A 24,267-nucleotide genomic window follows, 5' to 3' on the forward strand; every position below is an offset into this window, starting at 1 on the left:
ACTTTAAAGTTTTATATATGCAGTTATGTTATTCGATTTTATAGGATTGTATGGTCAGGGAAGAGAGCAATCGGATTGTAAGGGACAATGTCGATCAATCAACAGTTAGAGTAATTGTCAACTAACCTACAGGTTGGTATCTCACTAACCAGTCTAAATTTTATTTCGTCAATCTGCTAATACTATTGAATTTATAGGCATGAGTTTTCTGATATTAAGAAACCAACCAATAGATGGAATTTATCATCTCAAACAATTATACCTATAAGTGATTCAATGACTGATAAGAAGCATTCGATCTGTATTGGGAAATTGCTGCACAATGTTTAAAACTTTTATAGGCTCAATAACCTTAAAAAAGTCCGATAATATTCATTATTGCTCCTTTAAGTAGTGTTAACCAATATAGAGAAGTTTAATAACAATTCCCCTAGCATCATTCTTAGAGCCATGATATTCTTAATAATTGTATTCGTAGACTATTTACTCATACATAAAATTACAACAACTGCCTGTTTTTTTTGATTTTTTAATATAATTTATTACATTTGAGTTATATAAAGGTATTAATAAAAGAGTCTCGGCTACCAAATTCTGACAAGTGAAGCCAACGAGACAATAGATTAATGCCTATAGGGATATTTACGTACTTTTGTACGTACTATAGATCTATAGGCTCTATTGTAAATCCGTTGGCAAGGCCGTCAGAAGCCTGGTAGAACGGTATTTAGAGCCTACTATAGTGCTCTTCACTCCGCCAAGACTCATAACATATAGTTATGAGAAAACAAAAACTAAGTCATGTTAATCATTTAAATCCCATTAAAGCAAGAGGGATTTATTCTGGCTTTTTTTTGCTGCTCAATTTTTTTCATGTATTTCTTTATCAATCCCTGTTAAGTTGTCCGTTTGATTGGCTTTATGCCTTAAAGCCTAAAAATCCAGAATGATTTTTTGGTTAGGGCAGGCTAACCTTGATGGTTAATAATAAAATAGGTTCTTTAATGATGACCTGCCCTAAGTTTTTTTTGATGGATCGTTTGATCCTGTTTTCCTCTTAAAATACCTCTGATTTAATTTTGATTTTAAAAAAATAAATGGCTTCGCCGTAAGGGGATTGGTATGTCCAGAATTTTTCAGGATGAAACTTTTCCTTAGCTGTAAACATCGTCCGCGAAAGATGTAGCAGCAAATAGCAGGGCTGCTGTTAAGATTTATTTCCGGCTGTCCCTGCTTTTTTTCTTGTTCACTTTTAATAAATCAGTAAACCAAAATATGAAGTCTGATCTCCGTTATTTGCCGCTTTTTTTTCTCTGTTGGGCTTTTTTATTCAGTCCTTTCGCTGTGCTAACTGCTTTTCAGAATCGGCAGAAGGAACACAAGGCTGCGATTGTAGCATCAGGTTCCAGAGCAGCCCGGCATACTTCATGTGTAGGGATGGTTTTCAGGATTTATGATTTTCGGTGTGGTTCTGATGTGAATGCGTGCTTTATTGGTTTATCGTCGCTGCCCTGCTGTGATGAGGCAGTGAATCTAAATGAATTAAATTATCAATCGGAAGCGTATGGGGATAGGTGAACATTATCTTTTCGATTGGCTTTTTGCATTAAAGCCGAAGAATCCTGTATAAGCAGATCAGATCTGCCAGTAATTAGAATGGTTTTTATGATTCTATTCAGGCTATTTTCATTTTATCTTAACCTATTAACTAACTCTATTTTTTAAATAGGTCATTACTGTAACTGGACTGTCATGTCTTTTTTAGGCATATACACATGTGCTGAAAGGGCATTTTAGTGCAAAGCTGAAGCTTCTAAAATATAGTTTCGAAACAGGGTTTGCCAGTTTTCTATACGGTTTGACCAGACTTAACCAAATAATGATGACTAAAAATATATGCTTTTTTTTATTGGTGCTATTAAGCACTGTTGGTGCCGTTTCTGCACAAGTTGCGGAGCAATACAGTGTTGCACCTGTGCCGGTGGGAGGGCAACTTCCAAAGGCTTTCTGGGATTTTAAACACGCGCTGCTGGATCGGGGAAATCCGAAAGAATATGTGCTTTCTTCAGACAGAGGGAAGTTGATTATCCTGGATTTCTGGGCAACCTGGTGTGGTTCGTGTATTAAGCGTTTTCCCAAGTTGGAGGAAATTGAGAAGGCATTTCCGGGGAAGGTAAAGGTGCTGCTGGTCAATTCTGTTGGTACCGGAGATACGGAGGAGTCACTGATCTCCAGGTTTAAATCAGGATCGGGCACTTTTACCTCCACAGGGCTGTCTGTGGTGGTCGGCGATACGGTATTTCTGCGGACTTTTCCGCATAAGGCACTTCCGCATTATGTATGGATTGCAGATGGTGACGTGCGTGCGGTAACCACAGCCGAGTTGTTAACGGTAGAGAATGTTGGATTACTACTGGAGCATATGGATGTGCTGAATGTCCGCAAGAAAAATATCGAGGCGTTTAAGGCTAAAAATAATTAGGCGATGGGACAGATAGGTAGCTTTTATAGAAAAGGTAAGGTCTTGGGCCTTTTATTTTCGGTCTTGGTTTTGGTGTTCCTGTTTTCGGGCTTGTGTTTATCTGCAGCTGCCCAAGAGCGGTTAAGCGGATTGGTGATTGGTGCAGATGGGAAGCCGCTTGCAGGTATTGCTGTCCACTCGGACAAAGGCGAGGCAGCGATTTCTTCTGATGCGGGTGAGTTTTCACTTTTCTTAAAATTGGGGAGGCATAGGCTCAGATTTTCTGGATTGAATATCGTGGTACTGGATACGGTGGTTTCGGTGCCTTTTAAGGGGGTATTTAAGGTTACGCTGGCTATGGGTGATCAGCAATTGCAGACCGTAGAGGTAAGTACGGGTTATCAACGCTTGCCAAAAGAGCGGGCTACGGGTTCTTTCGCACAAGTTTCCAATAAGATGCTGGCGGAGCAGGTAGGTACCGATATCATTGGCCGGTTGGAAGGAATGGTGAGCGGTTATAGCATTGATAGAAAGAGTAATGGTGGCGGAGGCTATGGGATTATCATCAGGGGAATCAGTACGCTGCGGGGAATAAGCGCACCCCTGATTATATTGGACAATTTCCCCTACGAGGGAGACATCGATAACATCAATCCGAATGATATTGAGAGCATAACCGTGCTAAAAGATGCGGCCGCTGCTTCGATCTGGGGAGCCAGGGCAGGAAATGGGGTTATAGTGATCACGTCTAAAAAGGCGAAGTTTAATGCGCCGCTGAAGGTTTCCTTTTCCGGAAGTTTTAAGGTAACTGATCAGCCCGACCTGTATTACCAGAACAAGATTGGCGTCAGCGATTTGATAACTGTGGAAAATTTTCTTTTTGATAAGGGATACTATAATAATATTGAAACGGGTGCAGACAAGTTTGCGCTTTCTGAGGCGGTGGAACTGCGGATTGCCGCAAGAGACGGTCGGCTTTCTGCACAGGAGGCAGCAAGACGGATGGATTTGCTGAGGGGGTATGACCTGCGATCGGATCTTAATCAATATGTATTTTCAAAAGCCACCGCTCAACAGTATTCTATGGGGCTAAATGGTGGCGGGGAAAAGAGGAACTGGCTGGTTTCTTTTGGAACCGACCGCAATACGAGTGCTTTGGGCGTACCTTTTAACCGGTATAGCCTTAAGGCAGAGCAGAACCTGAAGCTAATGGATAAGTTAATGCTAGGCGGGAGCCTGATGCTGACTCATTCGTTTACCGGGAGGGGCAGAGAAGATGTGTCAACACTGAATACTTCAACCGGAAATCTACCACTTTACACCCGTTTGGCTGATGAGGAAGGAAATCCACTTGCAGTGATGAGGAGTTACAGGTCTTCTTATCTCGCAACTGCAGGTGGCGGAAATCTTTTAGACTGGAGTTATGTTCCGCTGGAAGATTATAAGAGTATTACTGGCGGGACTGCTTTAAACGCTGTCCTGGCTTCTTTTAGAGCGGGATATCAATTGGCCAATTGGTTAAAGTTTACTTCGAGCTACCAGTTTGAGCAACAGGATAGTGAAAACACTACAGACTATCTTGAAGAAAGTTACACGGTGAGGAATCTGGTTAACCTCTATTCTTCTATTGATGCGAATGGAACGCTTAAAAGGAATATCCCGCTGGGGTCAATCAAAGATCGCGGAATTTCGCTGCTCACTGCTCACAATTTACGCGGACAACTGGATATCAATAAAACCTCGGGCCGCCATTCAATTGTTGCCCTGGCGGGAGCAGAAATCAGAAGTACTACGGTAGACGAGGAGAACAAGCGGGTTTATGGGGTGAGCGAATCGACTTTGACTTCCGGAGTGGTTGATTATGTAAACCCTTATAGTACTTTCATAACAGGGGGTACTGCATTTATACCTAATGTAGATAGCTTTTCAGGTTCTGTGTCGCGCTTTGTTTCGTTGTTTGCCAATGCGGCATATACTTATGATGAACGTTATACACTTTCGCTAAGCGGAAGGAGGGATGCTTCAAATTTGTTCGGCCTGGCCACCAATGACAAATGGAATCCGCTGTTTTCTTCAGGCCTTGCCTGGAATATTAGCCGGGAAAAGGTTTATAGTTCTTCCTTACTTCCACTGTTGAAGCTTAGGATGACATTTGGGGCGAGCGGGAATACTGATCCCAAGGGATCTGCTGCCACTTCGATCATTTTTGCAAGTCCGAATTCTCCTTATACACAGTCTCCTTATGCAATTTTTAACAATTATAATAACCCAGAATTGAAATGGGAGCGGATTTATATGTTTAATGCTGGGCTTGATTTTGGTTTCAAAGGCAACAGGGTAAAGGGGAGTATTGAGGTATTCAGGAAAAAATCGGTCGACCTCTTAGCCCTTAGTCCGATAGACCTGACTGCGGGAATTGGCTATACGGTGGTGAAAAATACAGGTTCCATACAAGGAGACGGTCTTGACCTGGAAATCAACACGGTAAATACAACCGGGAGGTTTATATGGTCCACAGACTTTTTCTTCAATTATTATAAGGATAAGGTAGTGAAAAACTATTCTGGCGCTTTTAGTGGGCGCGGGCTGGTAGGAGGCAATGTTTCCATTGCGGGTTTGATTGGCTACCCATTGTACAGCATGTTTTCTTATAAGTGGGCCGGCCTTGATCCGCAAAACGGTGATCCGCAGGGGATACAGGCAGGTGTGGTGAGCAAAAATTATGCTTTTTTAATTGGCAATACTTTACGCGTGGAAGATATGGTCTACCACGGGTCTGCACTTCCGGTTTTTTCTGGTGCATTGGGAAATAGTTTTTCCTACGGCCGGTTTAGTGCCAGTTTCAGGTTAAGTTATAAACTAGGCTATTATTTCAGGAAGACATCCTTAAGTTATACTTCACTTTTCGTCGCGCGGAATGGCAACGGGGAGTTTGCTTCAAGATGGCAGAATCCGGGGGATGAGCTTTTTACTCATGTTCCAAGCATGGTTTATCCTGTTTCATCAAGCAGGGATGAGTTTTATTATGGATCGGAGATAAATGTGCTCAAAGGAGATCATGTACGTCTCCAATACATTAACATCGGCTTTGATATTCCAGGTGGGAAGGCCAGGAAAAAATTCCTGTCTCAGGCGAGGGTCTTTCTGGTAGCTTCCAATCTGGGAATTATCTGGCGGGAAAATAAGGAGCATATAGATCCTGATTTTTCGGCTATCCCTGACCCAAAAAACATTGCAATCGGTTTCAAAACTAATTTATAAGCATATCATCATGAAAAAACGATATTACATTATTTTACCCTTGCTTTTCGCTTTGGCTTCCTGCAAGAAATTTTTGGATGAGAAATCTAACCGTTCGATTGCCATTGCCGAAACGCTGGCAGATCAGCAGTCGTTGCTAGATCATTACCAGGTGCTAAACCAGGTAGATGGAAATTCGGCAGAGATAAGTTCAACGGATTTCTATCTTACGGATACCGATTTTTCTTCCAGGTTGGAGAATGAACGCAACATGTACACCTGGCAACGGGCCAATATCTTTTTGCCCGAACTTAACGAATGGTCTAATAATTACAAGGCAGTTTACAGAGCCAACAGTGTTATTGAAAACCTGGGGAAAATACCACGAACCACTTCAAATGCTTCCCAATGGGACAATGTAAACGGCCAGGCCTATTTTTATCGGGCAAAGAATATCCTTAAAACACTTTTTGTATGGGCTCCTGCTTACGACGTAGCTTCGGCTGGGTCAGATCTCGGGGTTCCGCTCAGAACGGGTTCGGATTTCAATGTGCCATCTTTCAGATCGACAGTAGAAGAGTGTTATTCGCAGGTGCTTTCTGATCTCCGGGTTTCGGTACGGTGCCTGCCACCTGTAGCCGTTCATATGATGAGACCATCGAAGGCAGCCGCCTATGGAATGTTGGCCAGGGCACTGTTAACCATGCGCAGGTATAATGAAGCTTTTCTTTATGCCGATTCATGCTTGCGACTGAAAAATGAGCTGATGGATTTTAATACGCTCAATGCTGCCGCTACGCTGCCTATCCAACGGTTTAATGTAGAGGTGCTCCATGAAAGTTTCTTTACCGGGGTGCCACTGTCAAACGTAAGGGCGAAGACCGATCCACAGCTTTTTGCACTATATGAAACCAATGACCTGCGCAGAAATGTATTTTTTAATGATAATAAAAATGGAACCTACGGTTTTAAGGGAAGTTATGAAGGGTTTACCACTTTTTTTGCTGGTGTGGCTGTGGATGAGGTGTTATTGATCAGGGCTGAATGCCTGGCCAGGCTGAACAGGCTGCCAGAAGCTTTGGCGGATCTAAACAAACTCCTGCGTAACCGTTATAAGAAAAATACGTTTGTTGACAGGCAAAGTTTTGATCAGGTGGCGATTACCACTATGGTGCTAAATGAAAGGAGGAAGGAACTGCTGATGAGAGGTTTGAGATGGGCAGACGTAAAAAGGCTAAACAAGGAAGGTGTGGGGATTAGTTTGACACGAACGGTAAATGGGAAAAGTTATTCCCTTGCGCCTAATTCATCGGGATTTGTACTGCCTATTCCGGAACTGGTAATTGAGGCTTCGGGAATGCCGCAAAACCCATAATTAAAATAGGTGCAGCTTTTTAACTGCACCTATTTCTTTTAATCCCTGGTCGATCTGATTTCGGGTGATGCCATTACTTTTTCAGCAGTATTATTACTTAATAAATAAGCTGAAAGTGATCCTGTCACTTCGATGGTGCAGGGAAGCACATTTTCTTCACTACAACTGAAAGATGTTGCTCCTGAAACAGGTTCCCATGAGCTTTCGTCTTTAATTGGAGCATTACTTTCCCTATAATGGTATAATGTTCCAGTGGTTGATGTGGTGAAAGCGCTTTGAGTGATGATAAGGCCGAATCCTAATACAAGGGCTGCAAGACCTAAATTTAATTTTTTTAACATGATGTTTTAGTTTAATTTTCTGCTTATCAGATAGGGCTTAAGCAGTTAGCCCATTTGTCCTTGCCTTTGGCCTTCGGACTTGTTGGTTCATGTTGAGCTGGGTTGGCCAATCCCTTTTGTGATTAGTACTCTTTGTCGCTTGCCTCCCGCTTTGTTTCGATGTATAGTGCAAAAATTGCTAAGATTAAGAAAGCCAGGTTGAAGATGAAATGTCCTTTCCAGCCCAGAGATCTGATTACTCCGCCACAGCTACAGGGAACTTTGGGGAAATATCCAATAGTAATCAGGCAGATATATCCTGTAAAGGCAGCAATAAGCAGCAGCGACAGCATCAAACCTATTTTGTTCGTTTTTTGAAACAATAAAAGTATTACGGCCAACAGTTCAAAAGTGGGTACAATGTAGATCAGCATGGCTGATATTTCCGAACTGAATACCTGGTGTTGCATCTCCAGCCTGTAGGTTCCAAAGTTAATGAGTTTGCTTCCGGCAGTATAAATCCATAATAGGATAAACGCTGCGGAAATAACCTGTGATGCATAATATGGAGATCTGATAGCACTCATTAGTTTGGCTTTTTAATTTTGTTATTCGAAATTGGCGCTTTTTGAATTTTACATCATCACATATAGATGGGAAAAAGGCCTTTATTTTCCTGGAGTGAATACATGTAGATGGGTTATTATTTTATGCAGCGAGACATATTCTAACCTTATTGCTGTTTTTTCATTTCATTATTTTGTATGTCTTTTTGTTCTCATTGCACTGAGGGTGGAGGGATGTATACCGAGATAGCTAGCTACATTTTTCACGGCCGTTACGTTAAAAATATTTGGAAAGGCTTGCAGCAATTTGTCCAGGCGTTGATCTGCACTTTCGAGTTTTAGGTCTGTAAGCGTGGAAATAATTTTAGCCCAGGCTTCAGCGCTAATTGCCATGCTAAGGGTGATGGCTTCGCGAAAAAGTTTATGGACATTGGAAATATGCTTTTCGGGGATGCAGAGCATTATGGATTCTTCCAGGAATTCTAAAAATAGCTTTCCTTTAAAGTGATTTGCAACCAGTTGAAGATCCGGAATCATTTGACGGGAAGGTAAAAAAAGTATAGTCACCTCTTGTTCACTGTCTTCTTCATAAAGGAAAATTCTTGCGCTTCCTTTTTCCAGATAACAATACGCACCCAGGATGGTCTCTGATGTGCAGATTTTTTCTGACCCATTAAACAGGTTTTCTTGTAGGGTAATTTTAAGATAGCCCTTTAATCCGGGCGAAAGGCTTTGATAGGCGGATAATTTGCGTAGGTATTGATCTTTTTCCATAATTGGTTTTTTATAGGGTAAAAAAATGCGGTTTTGCCCTTTGTATAGTTGTTGAAAGCGCAACCCTTAGCAAGCCTTTTATTTTTCTGTTTGGAAATGATAAAAGCATAGAATCTGTTATATTTGGCTCATGAAATAAATCAATTACATATATGATATTGTAGCGATAGCTATTTTACTGTTTTAGAAAACCGCGAAATTTTCAAAAGACACAGGAAAAAATAGATGGTTGCCTATGCTAAAAGCGTGGGTGCCTGTTTATCTTGTGTCTTAGGCTCTTCGCGGTGCCTCTAAAGCAGATATCAGGTCAACCCGCGCTTTTATATGGATCATTCTACCGAATCGAATATTTTTCTTTTAAACCTTCCGATTGCGGAGCTCCCTCTAACCGAGTCTTTTAAACTAAGAAGCAAACTGATGGGTTTTTTTACGCTGAATGATATCCTGATTGCCGATCAGAAAGCGTTGCACATCAATAATGACTATTCAGAACGTTGGTATTTCGAGTTCATTGATTTTCTGCAAAGGAAGGAACTGATTTATCTTTTAGGTTAGTATTTTTCCTGTGCGATGACGAGCATGGTCACGATTTTGTCGATCACTTTTTCCACGTCATTTCCTTTATTTCCGTAATAGGCATTCTTAAAGCTTTTTTCAGATATCTTTTCTGATTCCAGGGTACTGTAGTGCTTAGTTACATATTGATGAATTGCCTTTGGACTTTGAGTCAGGATAATATTAGCCTCAACCTGCAGGTGTATGAATATGGCCAGCTGGCGGATAGTAAAGGTTACTTTGAAATTTCTCTCTAGTAATCCGCTGGAGCTTAGATCTTCGGCCGTGGCTTCAAGAGAACTTAGGTAGTCGAGCTCGGCATCCAGAAATCTTTGGATAGATTCTTCAATTACGGGCAATTTTCTGTCGTAAGGGGATGGTGAAAGCTTAAATACTTGTTTAAATATCTTCTTCAAGAAATTAAGTATTCTGTATTGTTCACTAATATTTTCACACTTTTCGAGTGCTTTAGTAAAATAATTACAACAGAGGTGGTAAAATGCTGGATGATTAAAATTTAGCGAAACGATGGTCTGGATAATTTCTAGTGTTTCCAGTTGTTTATCAGTCGCGCTACACCATTCGTTAAGCTGGTCGAAAAAATCTTCAAGATAAGCAGACTGTTCATAAGAAAAGTTTTTTTTGGGATGCAGAAGCTGCTCAAAAAGCAGCAGGAAAATTTTTATGGTCTGGTAATCGACTGCTTCTATTTTTAGCAAATCTGAGAATCCAGTAATCTGCTCTTTTAATTTTGACTTTAATTTTTCAGTTGCACGCTGATTTAACAGCATACTGTAGTCAAAATATATGGGGAAATCAGACTTCAGCAAAGCCATTAAATCTTCTGCGGCTTTCCTGCAGCTAATTAGATTTTTGTTTTTTACATCGTTAGGCGTAGATAATTGATTTTCCTTTTCAATTGCATTTTCTAATTCGTTTAGTAATAGTGTTATTGCCTGTTGGTGTTGTAATAATATTGATTTGCACCTTTCAGGTTCCATTGAAGCGATACGCTGATTTATGGTGTCTCGTATTTTCGTAGACTCCACCTTCAATTCTGAATCCAGCTGATCTGGATTATGGTTTCCGGATGATGCTTCGTTAATTTCTGTATGGATGATCCGGCTAAAGTTTAAAAGTTCATAGGTCATTTTCAGTCTCGAAAGTTTGGCCTTAACTTATTCCTTTTATGTTTAATTTTGGTATAACCTTGGTGAAACGTAGAGCTAACGGGGTAAAAGCCATTTTCTGCCAGTTTTCTCAGACCTCCATTTCCTTCGGCACGGTGCGTTTATTGACAAATAACCAGAATAGCAATATTGCCAAGACTGCACTCACCAATCTGACGGTATTACCGATCCAATCAGTTGCGGCTGTATCTGATACCGAAAAAAAACTCCAGGTTGCGTTTAGTGAAGCATGAAATACGAATCCACTCCATATCGTGTAACCATCAATAGCATCCAGAATAGCAAATAATATTGCACCAAAAAAAGTGATTAGAAATATTTGCAGTGCGATTCCGCTACCACCTCCAGCACCCATCCAGTGTATCCAGCCAAAAATAACGGATTGCAATAGCGCTGCCGGGAGGAATGACCACCGTAGCTTTTTCCGTGTAAAAATAAAGCCAAAGCCCCGGAAAACAATTTCTTCGGCAAGGGGAAATAAGAAGGATAGCAGAATTAAATTAGTGAGATCAACATCTGTTACGAAATGACCTCTGATTGCAAAGATTACCCAGCAGGGTATGGTCGCGATAAGTGTTAGTGCCGGCCCTTTAAGGCTACCTGTTTTGAGTCCTAATGCATTAATCAGGCTACCGGAGTTTTTCGGAACCAAAAGAATGGTTACGGTGATCACAACTGCTACGGCCATTAAATTATCAAGAATTCCACCGCCATATGGTATCGGTATCCCGGGGATTTTTATGCCAATCAATTTAAAAATGTCTCTGATTTCAAGTGCACTAATCAGCGTCAAAATTACCGTTAAGGATACCCATATTTGCCTGGTTGTGTTGGTTGATTTAATCATAATTTTTCGTGAATAAATAGTGTTTTGGTATTAAAATGAGTTGAATGGAAATGCATCCCGGATATTTAAAGACTAGATGGAAATAAAAGGCAAATGGTTGCATCTAAAAAAAATCTTCAATAATCAAGGACAGGTTTTGGTCGCGATAAACCAAATTATCATAGGGGAAAATGATAATTGGCTATATTTAGATGAATCATGATTTGCTTAAGCTGAGCGTTTGATTTATTAACAATTGTTATCGTGGGAAAAAGTTATATAAGTGAATTTTGCTTTTATAATTATAAATAATATGAATGCAATAGTCGCAAATAAAACGAAGAGTAAACCGGATTATCTTGATATCCCACAACCAATTCCAAATGAAGAAAATGAATTATTGGTAGATGTTGTGGCGGTTGCCGTAACCAATTATGATAAAGCTAAAACCTCTGGTACACACTATTCTAACATGTCAAGTGATCATGTTGTAGGCTCTGACTGTGTCTGTATATTGCCTGACGGAAGCCGGGCTTATGCAATTGGTAATTCTGGTACAATGGCAGAAAAAGCAGTAATTGATAAGAGAAGAATGGTCCGAATTCCAGCTGAACTAGATAATGCAACTGCTGCCGCACTTCCAAATGCTGTGATTGGAGCTGCTATGGGGATTCTTTATCGTGCAGAAATGCAGCCCGGCGATGTAGTGCTGATCAATGGTGCGACAGGTTTTACCGGAAGGGTAGCCGTTCAACTTGCTAAATTTTATGGAGCATCCAAAGTGGTGGTAACGGGAAGAAATGAAGAATCATTGAAATCATTATTATTGCTTGGCGCAGATCAAACGATTTCCTTACTTGATACATCAGAAAATATTCTTAATGAATTAAAATCGATTCATGCTGTCACCCCATTTAATGTAGTCATTGATTATCTCTGGGGCTCTTCTGCACAGCTGATTTTAAAGTGTTTAAGTGGTAATGGAACATTTAGTCCCCGAACCAGGTATGTTTCAGTAGGGAGTATGTCTGGCGACGAGTTGACACTTTCTGCAGCTATTCTTCGCAGTGTAAACCTGACTATCAGTGGCTCCGGTATAGGCGCATGGACCAGAGAACAGGTTCAAAAACTCATCACCCAAATTCTTCCGGATGCATTTGACATGGCTGCAAAAGGCGCAATCAAAATTGATGTGATTCCTGTAGGATTCCATGATATTATTGAGCAGTGGGATAAAGAAGTATTAGATGGACAGCGTTTGGTTGTCGTTATGGATCAGATATAGGCCGGAATCTCCGAAGGTTAGTTTTTAGGGCTAATAAATTTCGAAAACTGTAAAATTTAAATTTATTACCTCTAGGATGAAGCTAAAATACCCCTACGGTTGAGAATTGTATTGTGAAAAAAGAAAATCCGCGAGATTATTGAAATTTCGCGGATTTTTTTAAAAATTTGTGGTGGCTACTGTACAAATCTCGAACTATTTCCTGTCTGATTTGCGTTTAATCGCTGATTTGGGCCTATAATTATTAGTTGAAATTTTACAATTTTAGTTTCCTCTTCACACAGTCGAGAATAAATGGTGGTATAATGATTACTCATTATAATAGTAAGTAACCATGATACGGTAAACTAGCATCGTATAGTTATATGCGGAAAGAAAAGAAAACCAATGCATTATTCCCGTTTCTTAATATTAAGATTTTTCCATTCACCACCGGAACCGTTCCCTACCCAATACCCGATCATTTTTCCCTGCGTTTGACCTAGTAGTTTGGTTTCAAGAACCGGAATTTCACTCCTATTAATATATACGCTTACTGATTCCGCTAATATTACCAGTTTAACGTGGAACCAGCCATTTGGATCAATATCGGACGGCATCGCCTTTTCATAGATTCCTGGAAAGCGCTCGCGCAGAACTGGCCAGTCATATTTCGGATTTGACATGTACTGCACAGCGTGTGATTTTCTCAACGTATCGGCTGTCCTGAAATTGAAGGGCCTGAAATAAACAGCCTCATAAGTTCTATCGTCAGCACCATGGAACGCAAGACCCAAAAAACTGCCCTGGTACTTATCAATACCTTTTACATCAAACTCAATTTCCCCTTCTGTGAATTGCTCATCCAGAATCCAAGCAATACCGACACTATCAACTTCGTTTAAACGGACTACCTTCGATTTTTTGTCCAGACTGACTACTCTGTTTACTACTCTAAGTTTTGCATTTGACATCTGCGCTTGTAAAGATCGTGGAAGTACTAAAAGAAAGCAGATCAAAGAGGCACCTGCGATTTTAAGAATTTGTGTTTTCATTTTCATAAATTTGTGAGCATACAGTTTTTAATAACTATTCTTACCATAAAGGCTTAATCAAAACACAAGGATAAACATGTTTCAATTGATTATATGGTGCGGACAAATATGAAAAACGGAATATAAACAATGGTGACAAATACGAGACAAATGCGTTCAATTTTGTACAAGTACATAGATAGATCCAAATATCATGGATAGTAACGCCGAAGGACACTACCTGAGCCTATGCCTTGAAAGAATTGAAATACGATTAAATCGTGGCCCCAGTAGCAAATGGACCGGTTATGATTTCGAACAGCTCAGCAATGAAATTGAAGACAGCACTGGTGTTTTATTGAGCGTTACTACGCTTAAACGAATTTGGGGAAGGGTAAAGTACACCAGTTTACCAGCTACTACCACATTGAACACACTGGCAAGATTTACTGGCAGTAACGATTGGAATGCTTTTAAACACGACACGGTTCAGCATGCACCTCCTAAACCCATATCGGCTGAACAAACAAACCAAAGGAACCCTTCAAATTACAGCTATTGGCTCGTTGGGACACTGTTGCTAGCAATTATAGCCTCAGCTATCTTTTTCTATTCTAAGCCGCATAACGATATCGACCGTAGCAGCTATAAATTTAGTAGCAACAAAATCCTTTCTGCGGGCCTACCTAATTCGGTCGTATTTAATTATAGCCTACCTAAGTCTGGTACTGATTCAGCGTTTATTGCGCAGTCATGGGATGAGACAAGGAAAGTTGCCGTTTCCAGGAATGACCACGTTTTCTCTTCTATCTACTATGAACCGGGTCACTATACTGCTAAGCTGATAGTTGGTGACGACGTTGTGAAGGAACATGAGATTTTAATAGCATCAGCAGGATGGATGGCTTTGGCGGAAAGCGACAGTGGCACACCAATCTATTTCAAACAAAAGGAAATATCGAAGGGCCGAGAGACTAGTGTCGATGATTACCTATTGACAAAATACAATTTGAAGATACAACCTTCGCTACCTTTAGTTCGTATTTTCAACATTCAAGACATAAAAGGCATTAATAGCGACAATTATACATTTGAAACCAGTATCAAAGGAAATCCTGACTATCGCGGCGACCCTTGTCAACGGGTTGAAGTTAGCCTTGTAGGAAAAGATGATATAATCAACGTCCCGCTCTGCTCTAAAGGCTGTGTCGGCGACCTTTCTTTATACGCATGGGGCAAGGTCATAGACAGCAAGACTTCAGACCTTTCTAAATTTGGCTGCGATATGGAAACTTGGGTAAAGCTGAGGCTGGTATCTAATAGCGGAATAACAAAGATTTTCATCAACGACAGACTAGCTTATTCTTTAAAATATTCTAGTCATCCTGTTGGAATAATAGGTGTACGATATAGTTTTAATGGCTCTGGATCAGTTCAAGACACAAGATTAATCAAAGGCAATAAAGTAATCAACTTCTAGCGTCTGCTAAAACCGATATCATAAACAGCAGATACCGTTTGGATAAAACGCACCAAAAGACCCCTGTTGGCCTATTCAAAAAGATCCCCTTTGCCAGTTGAAAGATAAAAGCGATCTTCTCGAAGTAAAACGAAGGATGTGCCCCCAAAATCTGACGTTTGACGGTTCCAAACATCGAACTATTCGGATCAATGAAATCATTGGAAACATTTTCTTGATTAACAGTTCGTTAGGGGGCAAAAAAATTGGACAAGTGCAGAATTATCTGACTTGTCCAATGAGGTGGAGCCGAAGGGAGTCGAACCCTTGTCCAGTTGTGAGATAAATTATACCTTCTACATGCTTATTTTTCAATTAATTTTCGAGCTATAAACGGGCTGAAAACCGACCTTGTTTATAACCTTAGATACTTTATCTCACTTCAAGTCGTATCTACTTGAAGCCAGCTTCGTTGTTTCGATGCCCCGGTTTCTAACCCAACAATGCAACAGTTAGAGGGACAAAAGCTGTTTAGTTCTAAACTAGGCAGCTAAGGCGTAAGTGTTTTCGCCAACTAAAATGTGATCGTTCACTTTAAGTGCTCTCCGAACAACGCACTGCATGCTAACATAACCTTCGCCACCCTGTCAAATCCAAGAACGGCCCCGGTTTTAGTTTTTGAGTATCGAGTATCGAGTATCGAGTATCGAGTATCGAGTATCGAGTATCGAGTAAAAACTGAACAACAAAAGTACAAAAAAAATGCCAAATAACAGCTTTAAACAAATATTTAACCGTCTAGTCAAAAACTACCTGCTAAAAACTGCCCATTTAAAATTCACAATAGTTAACTGAACACTGTCAATTGCAAACTGAAAACCGTTAACTGAAAACTGCCATTAAACCGTTCTCCCCGGATATTCTTTTAAGGCGATTTCTAAACAATCCATTGCGGCATTTAAATCAACAGTATTTAGTACGTAAGCCATGCGAACTTCTTGTTTCCCAGAACCTTTGGTAGAATAAAATCCGGTAGCAGGAGCCATCATCACCGTTTGGTTTTCATGAGCAAAGTCCTCTAAAATCCACTGACAGAAACGATCTGCATCATCAATTGGGAATTTTGCTACTACGTAAAAAGCACCACCCGGGTTAGGACAAAAAACACCTTCAATATTATTTAAACGTCCAACTAAAGTATCCCGGCGTAAGGTATATTCGATATTTACCTTCTCAAAATAGCTGTCTGGTGTATCAACAGCAGCAGCGCCAGCAATTTGTTCTACCATTCCAGGACTTAATCTCGCCTGTGCAAATTTCAATCCTGAAGCAATTACTTCCTTGTTTTTAGTAATTAAGCAGCCTAATCTGGCACCACAGGCACTATAACGTTTAGAAACGGTATCCATAATCACCACATTTTCTTCCAGGCCATCTAAGTGCATCGGCGAAATAAATTCGCGACCATCGTAACAGAATTCGCGGTAAGCCTCATCTGAGAATAAAAACAAATCATATTTTTTGCAAAGTGTTTTTAACGCTTCAAGCTCTTCCCTGGAATACAAGTAGCCTGTTGGATTATTTGGATTACAGATAATAATAGCTTTCGTTTTATCAGTGATTAGTTTTTCAAATTCAGCAATGGGAGGAAGAGCAAAACCATTTTCGATAACCGATAAAATGGGCTTTACCGCTACATTACTCATGCAGGCGAAACCGTTATAGTTGGCATAAAAAGGTTCAGGAATAATGATTTCATCACCCTCATTTACACAGGTTTGCATGGCGATGGTAATGGCTTCCGAGCCACCAACAGTTACCAAAATATCTTCAGGCGTAATGTTATAACCTAGTTTATTGTAATATTCTGCAAGTTTAAGGCGGTAGGCTAATGTTCCTTCTGACGGAGTATAGGCCCAAACATTGAAGTCGATATTTTTAATGGCATTTAACATCCCTTCAGGAGTTTCAATGTCTGGCTGACCGATATTTAAATGATAAACTTTTTTACCATCTTTTTTCGCTTGATCAGCATATGGAGTTAACTTTCTAATTGGTGATGCAGGCATCTGCACGCCCTTTTGTGAAATCTTTGGCATGGTACAAAAATAAAAAAGTCCCGATGATTATCGGGACTTTCAAAAAATATTATTTATTAAGATTTATTTTGATGTTGCAGCAACAGTTTCTCCTTTGATATAAAGAACTTTAACCGGAGTTTTTGCATTTGAGGTTAACGTTACTGCTTTAGAAAATGCAGATGGACCAGCAGCAGCGTTAAAAGTTACTGAAATAACACCAGTTTCACCTTTTTTAAGTGGTGTAGAAGTATATTTTGGAACAGTACAACCACAACTTGCTTCAGCTTTTGTAATAATTAAAGGTTCTTCACCAACATTTGTATATTTAAAATCAAACGTTACTGGCTTACCCATCGGAATTTTACCGAAATCATGAGTTTCTGACTCAAATTTAAAATCTGCAGGTTTAGATTGTGCATTGGCAACCAGGCCGAAACCTAAAACGAAGGCGAATAATACTAAGATCTTTTTCATGTTATGTAACAAATTATTTTTCTGAAATTCTTAAAACAAATTTAACAATTTCATCTTAAAACAAAAACTATTCCAATTATATTTTATTTGTCCATATATAATTTTACAATTGAAGATAAAGTCAAACTTTTAATTTTGCATATATTTGCCACAACCAATATTTGATTATGATGCAGAATGAAAAATTTATAACCAATTCTATTGACAATTCTGAATTAACATTCAACGATTTCAAAACAATCGTAATGGATGATTACAAAATAGCCTACGAGAGCAGACAAGCTAGCATTTTAGGCCGTAGGGAAGTGTTAACAGGAAAGGCTAAATTTGGCATTTTTGGCGATGGCAAAGAGGTTCCTCAGGTAGCCATGGCCAAGGCATTTAAAAAAGGCGATTGGCGATCTGGCTACTACCGCGATCAAACTTTTGCTTTCGCTACGGGCATCTCAACAATTAAAGAATTCTTCGCACAATTGTATGCCAATCCCACAAGTGGTGCAGATCCTTTTTCGGGCGGCAGACAAATGAACTGTCATTTTGCAACAAAATCAATAAATGAAGACGGAAGTTGGAACGATTTAACGCAGATGAAAAACTGTTCATCAGATATTTCTCCAACAGGTGGACAAATGGCTCGTTTAGTTGGCCTAGCTTATGCTTCTAAACTATTCAGGAATAATAAAGAACTCGATTATTTAAAGCATTTCTCAGTTAATGGAAATGAAGTTGCTTTCGGAACCATTGGCAATGCTTCCACATCTGAAGGCGTTTTTTTTGAGGCCATAAACGCTGCGGGTGTACTACAAATTCCAATGGCGATTTCCATCTGGGATGATGCTTATGGCATTTCTGTACCAGCAAAATATCAAACCACAAAAGAAGACATTTCTGAGGTGTTGAAAGGTTTTCAACGGGATAAAGATCAACCCGGATATGAAATTTATAAAGTGAAAGGCTGGGATTATCCTGCCCTTTGCGAAGTTTATGAAAAAGCCATCCACATTTGCAGAGAGGAGCATGTTCCTGTTTTTATCCATGTAACAGAACTCACACAGCCACAGGGTCATTCTACCTCTGGTTCCCATGAAAGGTATAAATCTAAAGATCGCTTAACCTGGGAAAGTGAATATGATTGTTTGCTTAAAATGAGGGAGTGGATGCTGGATTCTGCTATCGCTACCGAAGAAGAAATTACAGATACGGAGAAGAAAGCGAAAGTATTTGTGCGCAATGCGCAGAAGGAGGCTTGGAACGAATTCCTAGACAGCATTAAGCCAGAGCAAAAAAAAGTTATCGATTTAATTAGTGCCTTAGCCAAACATCAACCGGAACTGGCTAAGATAGCGGCACAACTTTCGGCTACTGCAGATGCGCAACGCAGGGAGGTTTTTAGTGCTGCCCGGAAAGCTATTCGCCTTTCGGCAAAATTTAATACCACAGAACGAACCGATTTGCTTAGCTGGTATAAAGATCAGGAAGAATTGAGTTTCGATCGATATAATTCTAAACTCCACACCAACGGAAAAGAAAGTCCGGATAAAATTACAGTAGTTGATGCCGAATATGATGATCTTTCTAAAATGGTTGATGGGAGAGAGGTGCTGAATGCTTGTTTTAATGAAAACTTTGCCCGTGATCCACGTCTGGTTGCTTTTGGTGAAGATTTAGGGAATATTGGCGATGTAAACCAAGGGTTTGCCGGCTTACAGGCCAGATTTGGTGAACTTCGGGTAACTGATACCGGCATCAGAGAGATGACGATTATGGGGCAGGGAATTGGTTTGGCCATGAGGGGATTAAAGCCAATTGCTGAAATACAATATCTTGATTATCTGATCTTTGCGCTTAATGTTTTGAGCGATGATTTAGCGTCCCTTTCTTACAGAACGAAGGGCATTCAAAAAGCGCCAGTTATTGTGAGAACGCGGGGACATCGTTTAGAGGGCGTTTGGCATTCAGGTTCGCCCATCAGTATGTTGTTGGGCTCATTGCGTGGAATGCATTTATGCGTACCCCGAAATATGACACAGGCTGCCGGAATGTACAATACATTGTTTAGGGCCGATGAACCAGCCGTAGTAATCGAATGTTTGAACGGTTATCGTTTGAAAGAAAAACTTCCTAATAATGTGGGTGAATTTACCGTTCCTTTAGGCAAAGCAGAAGTGCTGGAAGAAGGTTCAGACATTACCGTTGTTTCTTACGGATCAACATTAAGATTAGTGCAGGAAGCTGCAGAAGAACTGGCAAATTTTGGCATATCGGTAGAAATTGTAGATCCTCAAACTTTACTACCTTTTGATATTGATAAAGTTTGTGCAAGCTCGCTTGCCAAAACCAATAAGCTGTTGGTAGTGGATGAAGATGTTCCGGGAGGAGCTTCGGCCTATATCCTTCAGAAAGTTTTAGAAGATCAAAACGGTTATTTTACTTTAGATGGAAAACCGAAAACCCTTACTGCTAAGCCGCATCGTCCGCCTTTTGGTTCTGATGGCGACTATTTTAGCAAACCATCTGTAGACGATATTATTGAAACCATTTATGGAATGATGCATGAAACTAATCCTACTCAGTTTCCTGCTATTTTCTAGCATATTTTAATACAGATGTAAGTCCCTGTAAATTTAGAATCAATGCGTGTGAAATTATTCGCCAATTTGATTGTAAAATTAATATCTTAGTGGAAGTTATCCACTATTATCCCTTTTTTATGTTTCAGTTAGTTGCTTTTAAAGGCATTCAGGCAATTATTTCGCCTGTTTTAAACTTTGTTATTTTCTATAAATTTTGAGTTTTGGAGAATAAGCTGCCTTTTTTAATGCGTTGTATAATTGCATTAACCAGCAAGCCTTTCTTCCTAATATCCTTGTTATTTCTACTTGCTCACAGCAATGGCTATGCGCAAAATAACATCAAATTCAAGAAGCTGGATAGCTTGTTGCTTGTCAACCAGGCACATTTACAAAATGATTCTGCAAAAGTTGTTATACTCGAAAAAGTTTACAGAGAATACCTGAAGCTTAAAAACCTTGATAAATTTGAAGAGTATTCCAATCAAGTTATTACGCTGGCAGAAAAACTAAAGCTAAGAAACTTTTCTGCTTATGTTTATTATCGGCATGCTACTTATTTCCATGGCAAAACCGAATTTCTCAAGGCAGAAGAAAATTATTACCTGGCCATTGCCGATTTCAATATTGTAAAAAATTTGAAAATGATTGCCGGAACATACCTGAACTTAGGTGCCTTATATTCTTCCATTCCAGATTATGCCAAATGCCTGGAAGTCAATCAAAAAGCAATAGCAATTTACGAGCAGTTAGGAGATGCCTCCAGCATGGCGAGCTGCTACACCAACCTTTCAAGCATCTACCAGGATCTGGATAACCAAAGTCAGTCGTTGATTTATTTGCAATTGGCGCTTAAAGTATTCGCTGGAGAGAACCCAAAGTCGCGGGGTGTTGCAGTGGTAGAAGAACTGATTGGATCAGCATATTTTGAAGCCAATCCCCTGGAATTAAGAAAGATGAATATCGCAACTGGTGATAGGTTAAATGAGGCCATGCAACATTTTCAGAAGTCTTTAAAAGTTGCTGAATTTTTAAACGATGAGAGTATCACCTCCTCTGTAAGAAAATGTTTGGGAGATGTTTATAGTGAGATGGGGCAGAGTGATTTGGCTTTGGCAGCCTATCAAAAAGCCATCCAGATCAGTAAAGATCTCGATGATAAATTAAGCTATGTAGGTTGTCTTTATGCATTGGGAAAATTTTATCAGAAGCATGGCAATCATGAAAATGCTATCTCCCTTTTTAACGATAATTATAAAATTGCAGAGCAAGCTAACCTCCTGGACGCTAAAAAAGATGCTGCTTATGGATTAAGCGAATCGTATGAGGCACTTAAAGATTATGATAAATCGCTTAGCTTTTATAAGCAGTATGTGCTTTTAAAGGAGCAAATCTTTAACAAAGAAAAAGAAAAGGAGATTACCCGCCAGCAGATGCAACTTGATTTTGGCTTAAAAGAGAAAGACTACCTCTACAAACAAAAAATAACTGATGTAGAGCTTCAAAAACAAGTTCTTTTGGCGAAGCAACAGCAGCAACAGCTTTATTTGAAAAAGCAGGAACTGGCCTTAAGTGATAAAGAAAAGAGTCTGCAGCGGCTTACCTTTCTGAAAAAGCAGCTAGGGGCGGAGATACAGCAACAGACGCAATCCAGTAAATTTGAAAGGGCTAAACTTCAGGCTAAGTACGAAGCCTCCCTTCGCGATAAGCAAATCTCTAAACAAGAGCAACAAATCAGAATCGACTGGCGAATTAAAGTTTACCTCAGTATTGGCATTGCATTAGTTTTTTTAATTGCCAGTGTTATTTATTTTAATCAACGAAAAACAACCCGGTTAAATCGGGTGATTAATCGTCAGAAAGGAGAACTAGAACAACTAAACAAAGTAAAGGATAAAATTTTTAGCGTGGTTAGTCATGATATGAGAACACCAGTTAACGCTTTAATTTCTTTTATTCAATTGCTTGAAGGTGGAAATATCGATCAGGGAAAGTTAACAAGGTATGCAGCAACGTTGAAGAATAATTTAACTTACACTTCCTCGATGATGGAAAATCTTTTGAACTGGGCGGCTAGTCAGATGCAAGGCTTCAATCCTCATCTTGAGACGTTAAAAGTACATCTACTGGTAAATGAGGTGATAAATTCAGTCTATCATCATGCTGAAGCGAAAGGCATCACTATTGAAAATAACATTGCTGAAAATACAGTTTGTAAGGCCGATGCCAACATGCTTTCACTTGTTATCCGTAATTTAATTAGCAATGCAACCAAATTTACGCCTCGCAATGGGGTAATTACCCTTTTTGATAAAAGCATGAAAAATGAACTGCTGATCACCATCGCTGATAATGGGATTGGTTTAAGTGATGTGCAATTGGAGCATTTTAATAAGTTGGATTACCACGGCACAGGCATCAGTACGCCAGGTACCGATAGAGAAAAAGGAACTGGACTTGGGCTTATGCTTTGCAGAACTTTTGTTAGCCTGATGGACGGAAAAATCAGGGCAGATAAAAATAACCCTACCGGAACAGTATTTACCATTACTTTACCAAAATAAGGCTTTTCAAAAATTAGCTAAACCTAGCTTCGGCAGAATGATTAATGTTTGATAAACCTGGATAGGATTTTCTTATCAATGGCACTTTCCAATAACTCCTGACGGTTAGATGCACTGATGGGCACAATAAAATTATAATTCATATGTACTTCATGAGTGGTGAGCGTTGCAATATGGTTGATGTTAATCATGTATTGCTTATGCACCCGGGCAAACGAATTTTTGGGGAGCTGTTTTTCCAGATTTTTCAAACTCACCAAAATAATGTGCATGTCGTTCGCCGTAAATATTTTGGAGAAATCGCCTAAACTTTCTATATAGATTACGTCATTGTATTTAAGTTTCGAAATTCCTTTGGTTTCTTTGAAAAAAAAATGATCGCCGTGGTTGGCGGGCGCCTCGTGAACAGCTTCAGCCGCACTACTTACTTTTTTCTTGAGTTCGAGGTATTCTATAGCCTTGTTAGCAGCCTTTAAAATTCTTGGGAAAGTTGCAGGTTTAAGCACAAAATCAATCGCATCTACCTCATAGCTTTCTGCAGCATATTCGCTATGTGCCGTGATAAATACGAATAGTGGATGATTTTTAAAACTTTTTAGTAATGCAATGCCTGAGAGTTCAGGCATATCAATATCAGAAAAGACAATATCAATTTGGGTTTTTGATAGCACATCGGCGGCTTCAATTCCGTCTTTGCAAACCGCCACTATTTCCAATTTGGAAATTTTTAGAAGGTGCATTTCTAAAGCATCTCTTTCGATCTCATTATCATCAATGACCAGGCATTTATATGGCATTTGGGTTAGATTTAAATAATTTTATTGTAACACAGATTTAAGGTGTGTTTTTTTGAGCAAACCCAAAATGTAAATATATCACCAAAAATTTGCCTGGCGATTACTTTCTGTGTTTTTTTTCTCCTGTGTATAGTTTTTCTCCAGCTTTTACTTCGAGTTGCAAGTCGTTTTCTTCTGGTGGAACCGGACAGCGATAACCATCGCTGTAAGCACAATAAGGATTGTATGCTTTGTTGAAATCTATTTCTATCTTCTGATCTTTAATTTCCTTCAAGCTTAAATCGATATATCTGCCACCTCCGTAAGTTTCTTTATTGTTGGTTTCATCAGTGAATGGGAGGAAGAGTAAGTCTTTATAAGCAGGATTACTCGCCAGCGCAATGCTTTTATAGAGCGTCATTTTCACTGTTACTCCATTCAAAATGAAACTGATTTTTGCAAAGCGATAAAACTCTTTACTGGTACCATCATAAGTTGGCATTTTAAAAACTTTCTCATTTTTAAATATTTCTACATCTGCTATAACCTTGTAGGCACTGTCTCCATCATAAAAATGCAAATGCTGTAAATCGCTTTCCTTTAACGGCGCATAATCATCTTTTACAAAGTCTTGCTTATAGCTTTCGCGATGTTTGGCTATTTGCTCCGTATAAGACTGTGCAAATGCGTTCAGGCTGATGAAGAGGAATAAGATCGGGAGGATTTTCATAGCTATAG

Annotated in this window: 18 protein-coding genes and 1 other RNA gene; 8 read left to right on the forward strand and 11 right to left on the reverse strand. The window is 39.6% G+C overall.

Translation table 11 applies throughout. From position 1 onward, the window contains the following. Positions 1–1,879 precede the first annotated feature (1,879 nt). From ACN1CD_RS18155 to ACN1CD_RS18165, 3 genes are read left to right on the forward strand one after another with little or no spacing between them, the layout of a single operon-like run. Positions 1,880–2,482, forward strand: a complete 603-nt coding sequence (locus ACN1CD_RS18155; protein ID WP_419131838.1) for a TlpA family protein disulfide reductase — start codon at positions 1,880–1,882, stop codon at positions 2,480–2,482. A 3-nt stretch (positions 2,483–2,485) separates the two neighbouring features. Continuing rightward, positions 2,486–5,722: a SusC/RagA family TonB-linked outer membrane protein gene (locus tag ACN1CD_RS18160; RefSeq protein WP_419131839.1), complete on the forward strand. Its 3,237-nt coding sequence runs from the start codon at positions 2,486–2,488 to the stop codon at positions 5,720–5,722. Between the two features lie 10 nt (positions 5,723–5,732). Then, a complete protein-coding gene (locus ACN1CD_RS18165) occupies positions 5,733–7,076 on the forward strand; it encodes a RagB/SusD family nutrient uptake outer membrane protein (RefSeq protein WP_419131841.1) in 1,344 nt (447 codons plus the stop codon). A 38-nt stretch (positions 7,077–7,114) separates the two neighbouring features. Here ACN1CD_RS18165 and ACN1CD_RS18170 read toward each other — a convergent pair whose 3' ends face one another. From ACN1CD_RS18170 to ACN1CD_RS18180, 3 genes are all read right to left on the reverse strand, one after another. After that, positions 7,115–7,417, reverse strand: a complete 303-nt coding sequence (locus ACN1CD_RS18170; protein ID WP_419131842.1) for a hypothetical protein — start codon at positions 7,415–7,417, stop codon at positions 7,115–7,117. Between the two features lie 122 nt (positions 7,418–7,539). Next, positions 7,540–7,983, reverse strand: a complete 444-nt coding sequence (locus ACN1CD_RS18175; protein ID WP_419131843.1) for a MauE/DoxX family redox-associated membrane protein — start codon at positions 7,981–7,983, stop codon at positions 7,540–7,542. A 168-nt stretch (positions 7,984–8,151) separates the two neighbouring features. Next, positions 8,152–8,736, reverse strand: a complete 585-nt coding sequence (locus ACN1CD_RS18180) for a hypothetical protein (RefSeq protein ID WP_419131844.1) — start codon at positions 8,734–8,736, stop codon at positions 8,152–8,154. 324 nt (positions 8,737–9,060) lie between these two features. Here ACN1CD_RS18180 and ACN1CD_RS18185 point away from each other — a divergent pair, with 324 nt between their 5' ends. Further along, the gene (locus ACN1CD_RS18185) at positions 9,061–9,291 is read left to right on the forward strand and encodes a hypothetical protein (RefSeq protein WP_419131845.1); all 231 of its coding nucleotides are present in this window, start codon (positions 9,061–9,063) and stop codon (positions 9,289–9,291) included. Here the strand turns inward: ACN1CD_RS18185 and ACN1CD_RS18190 are convergent. Together ACN1CD_RS18190 and ACN1CD_RS18195 are read right to left on the reverse strand one after the other, a co-directional pair. Continuing rightward, positions 9,288–10,442 carry a hypothetical protein gene (locus ACN1CD_RS18190; RefSeq protein ID WP_419131846.1) on the reverse strand — a complete coding sequence of 385 codons (1,155 nt, stop codon included), beginning with the start codon at positions 10,440–10,442 and terminating at the stop codon, positions 9,288–9,290. The two genes, ACN1CD_RS18185 and ACN1CD_RS18190, sit on opposite strands and share 4 nt — an antisense overlap. 109 nt (positions 10,443–10,551) lie before the next feature. Continuing rightward, a complete protein-coding gene (locus tag ACN1CD_RS18195) occupies positions 10,552–11,328 on the reverse strand; it encodes a type II CAAX prenyl endopeptidase Rce1 family protein (protein WP_419131847.1) in 777 nt (258 codons plus the stop codon). 292 nt (positions 11,329–11,620) lie between these two features. Here ACN1CD_RS18195 and ACN1CD_RS18200 point away from each other — a divergent pair, with 292 nt between their 5' ends. Then, complete coding sequence (locus ACN1CD_RS18200; RefSeq protein WP_419131848.1) at positions 11,621–12,592, forward strand: zinc-binding dehydrogenase; 972 nt, start codon at positions 11,621–11,623, stop codon at positions 12,590–12,592. Between the two features lie 392 nt (positions 12,593–12,984). On the opposite strand, the gene ACN1CD_RS18205 is transcribed toward ACN1CD_RS18200, so the two are convergent. Continuing rightward, complete coding sequence (locus ACN1CD_RS18205) at positions 12,985–13,626, reverse strand: hypothetical protein (RefSeq protein WP_419131849.1); 642 nt, start codon at positions 13,624–13,626, stop codon at positions 12,985–12,987. Positions 13,627–13,819: 193 nt separating this feature from the next. On the opposite strand from ACN1CD_RS18205, the gene ACN1CD_RS18210 reads away from it, so the two are divergent. Further along, positions 13,820–15,085 carry a hypothetical protein gene (locus ACN1CD_RS18210; RefSeq protein WP_419131850.1) on the forward strand — a complete coding sequence of 422 codons (1,266 nt, stop codon included), beginning with the start codon at positions 13,820–13,822 and terminating at the stop codon, positions 15,083–15,085. Between the two features lie 280 nt (positions 15,086–15,365). Here the strand turns inward: ACN1CD_RS18210 and ssrA are convergent. From ssrA to ACN1CD_RS18225, 3 genes are all read right to left on the reverse strand, one after another. After that, positions 15,366–15,731, reverse strand: a transfer-messenger RNA (tmRNA) gene (ssrA, locus tag ACN1CD_RS18215). A gap of 232 nt (positions 15,732–15,963) precedes the next feature. Next, positions 15,964–17,163, reverse strand: a complete 1,200-nt coding sequence (locus tag ACN1CD_RS18220; RefSeq protein WP_419131851.1) for a pyridoxal phosphate-dependent aminotransferase — start codon at positions 17,161–17,163, stop codon at positions 15,964–15,966. A 63-nt stretch (positions 17,164–17,226) separates the two neighbouring features. Beyond that, positions 17,227–17,619 carry a DUF1573 domain-containing protein gene (locus tag ACN1CD_RS18225; protein WP_154279952.1) on the reverse strand — a complete coding sequence of 131 codons (393 nt, stop codon included), beginning with the start codon at positions 17,617–17,619 and terminating at the stop codon, positions 17,227–17,229. 167 nt (positions 17,620–17,786) lie between these two features. Between ACN1CD_RS18225 and ACN1CD_RS18230 the strand changes: the two genes are divergently transcribed. Together ACN1CD_RS18230 and ACN1CD_RS18235 are read left to right on the forward strand one after the other, a co-directional pair. Continuing rightward, positions 17,787–20,210: an alpha-ketoacid dehydrogenase subunit alpha/beta gene (locus ACN1CD_RS18230; protein ID WP_419131852.1), complete on the forward strand. Its 2,424-nt coding sequence runs from the start codon at positions 17,787–17,789 to the stop codon at positions 20,208–20,210. Between the two features lie 227 nt (positions 20,211–20,437). Next, positions 20,438–22,753 carry a tetratricopeptide repeat protein gene (locus tag ACN1CD_RS18235; protein WP_419131853.1) on the forward strand — a complete coding sequence of 772 codons (2,316 nt, stop codon included), beginning with the start codon at positions 20,438–20,440 and terminating at the stop codon, positions 22,751–22,753. A 41-nt stretch (positions 22,754–22,794) separates the two neighbouring features. Here the strand turns inward: ACN1CD_RS18235 and ACN1CD_RS18240 are convergent, their stop codons facing one another. Continuing rightward, positions 22,795–23,550, reverse strand: a complete 756-nt coding sequence (locus ACN1CD_RS18240; RefSeq protein WP_419131854.1) for a LytR/AlgR family response regulator transcription factor — start codon at positions 23,548–23,550, stop codon at positions 22,795–22,797. A gap of 100 nt (positions 23,551–23,650) precedes the next feature. Beyond that, positions 23,651–24,259 (reverse strand): DUF1684 domain-containing protein, encoded by a 609-nt coding sequence (locus tag ACN1CD_RS18245; protein WP_419131855.1) that lies wholly within the window; start codon positions 24,257–24,259, stop codon positions 23,651–23,653. Positions 24,260–24,267: the final 8 nt, after the last annotated feature.

The sequence above is a fragment of the Pedobacter sp. N23S346 genome, assembly GCF_048515415.1.
In the GTDB taxonomy this organism is placed as follows: Bacteria; Bacteroidota; Bacteroidia; order Sphingobacteriales; family Sphingobacteriaceae; genus Pedobacter.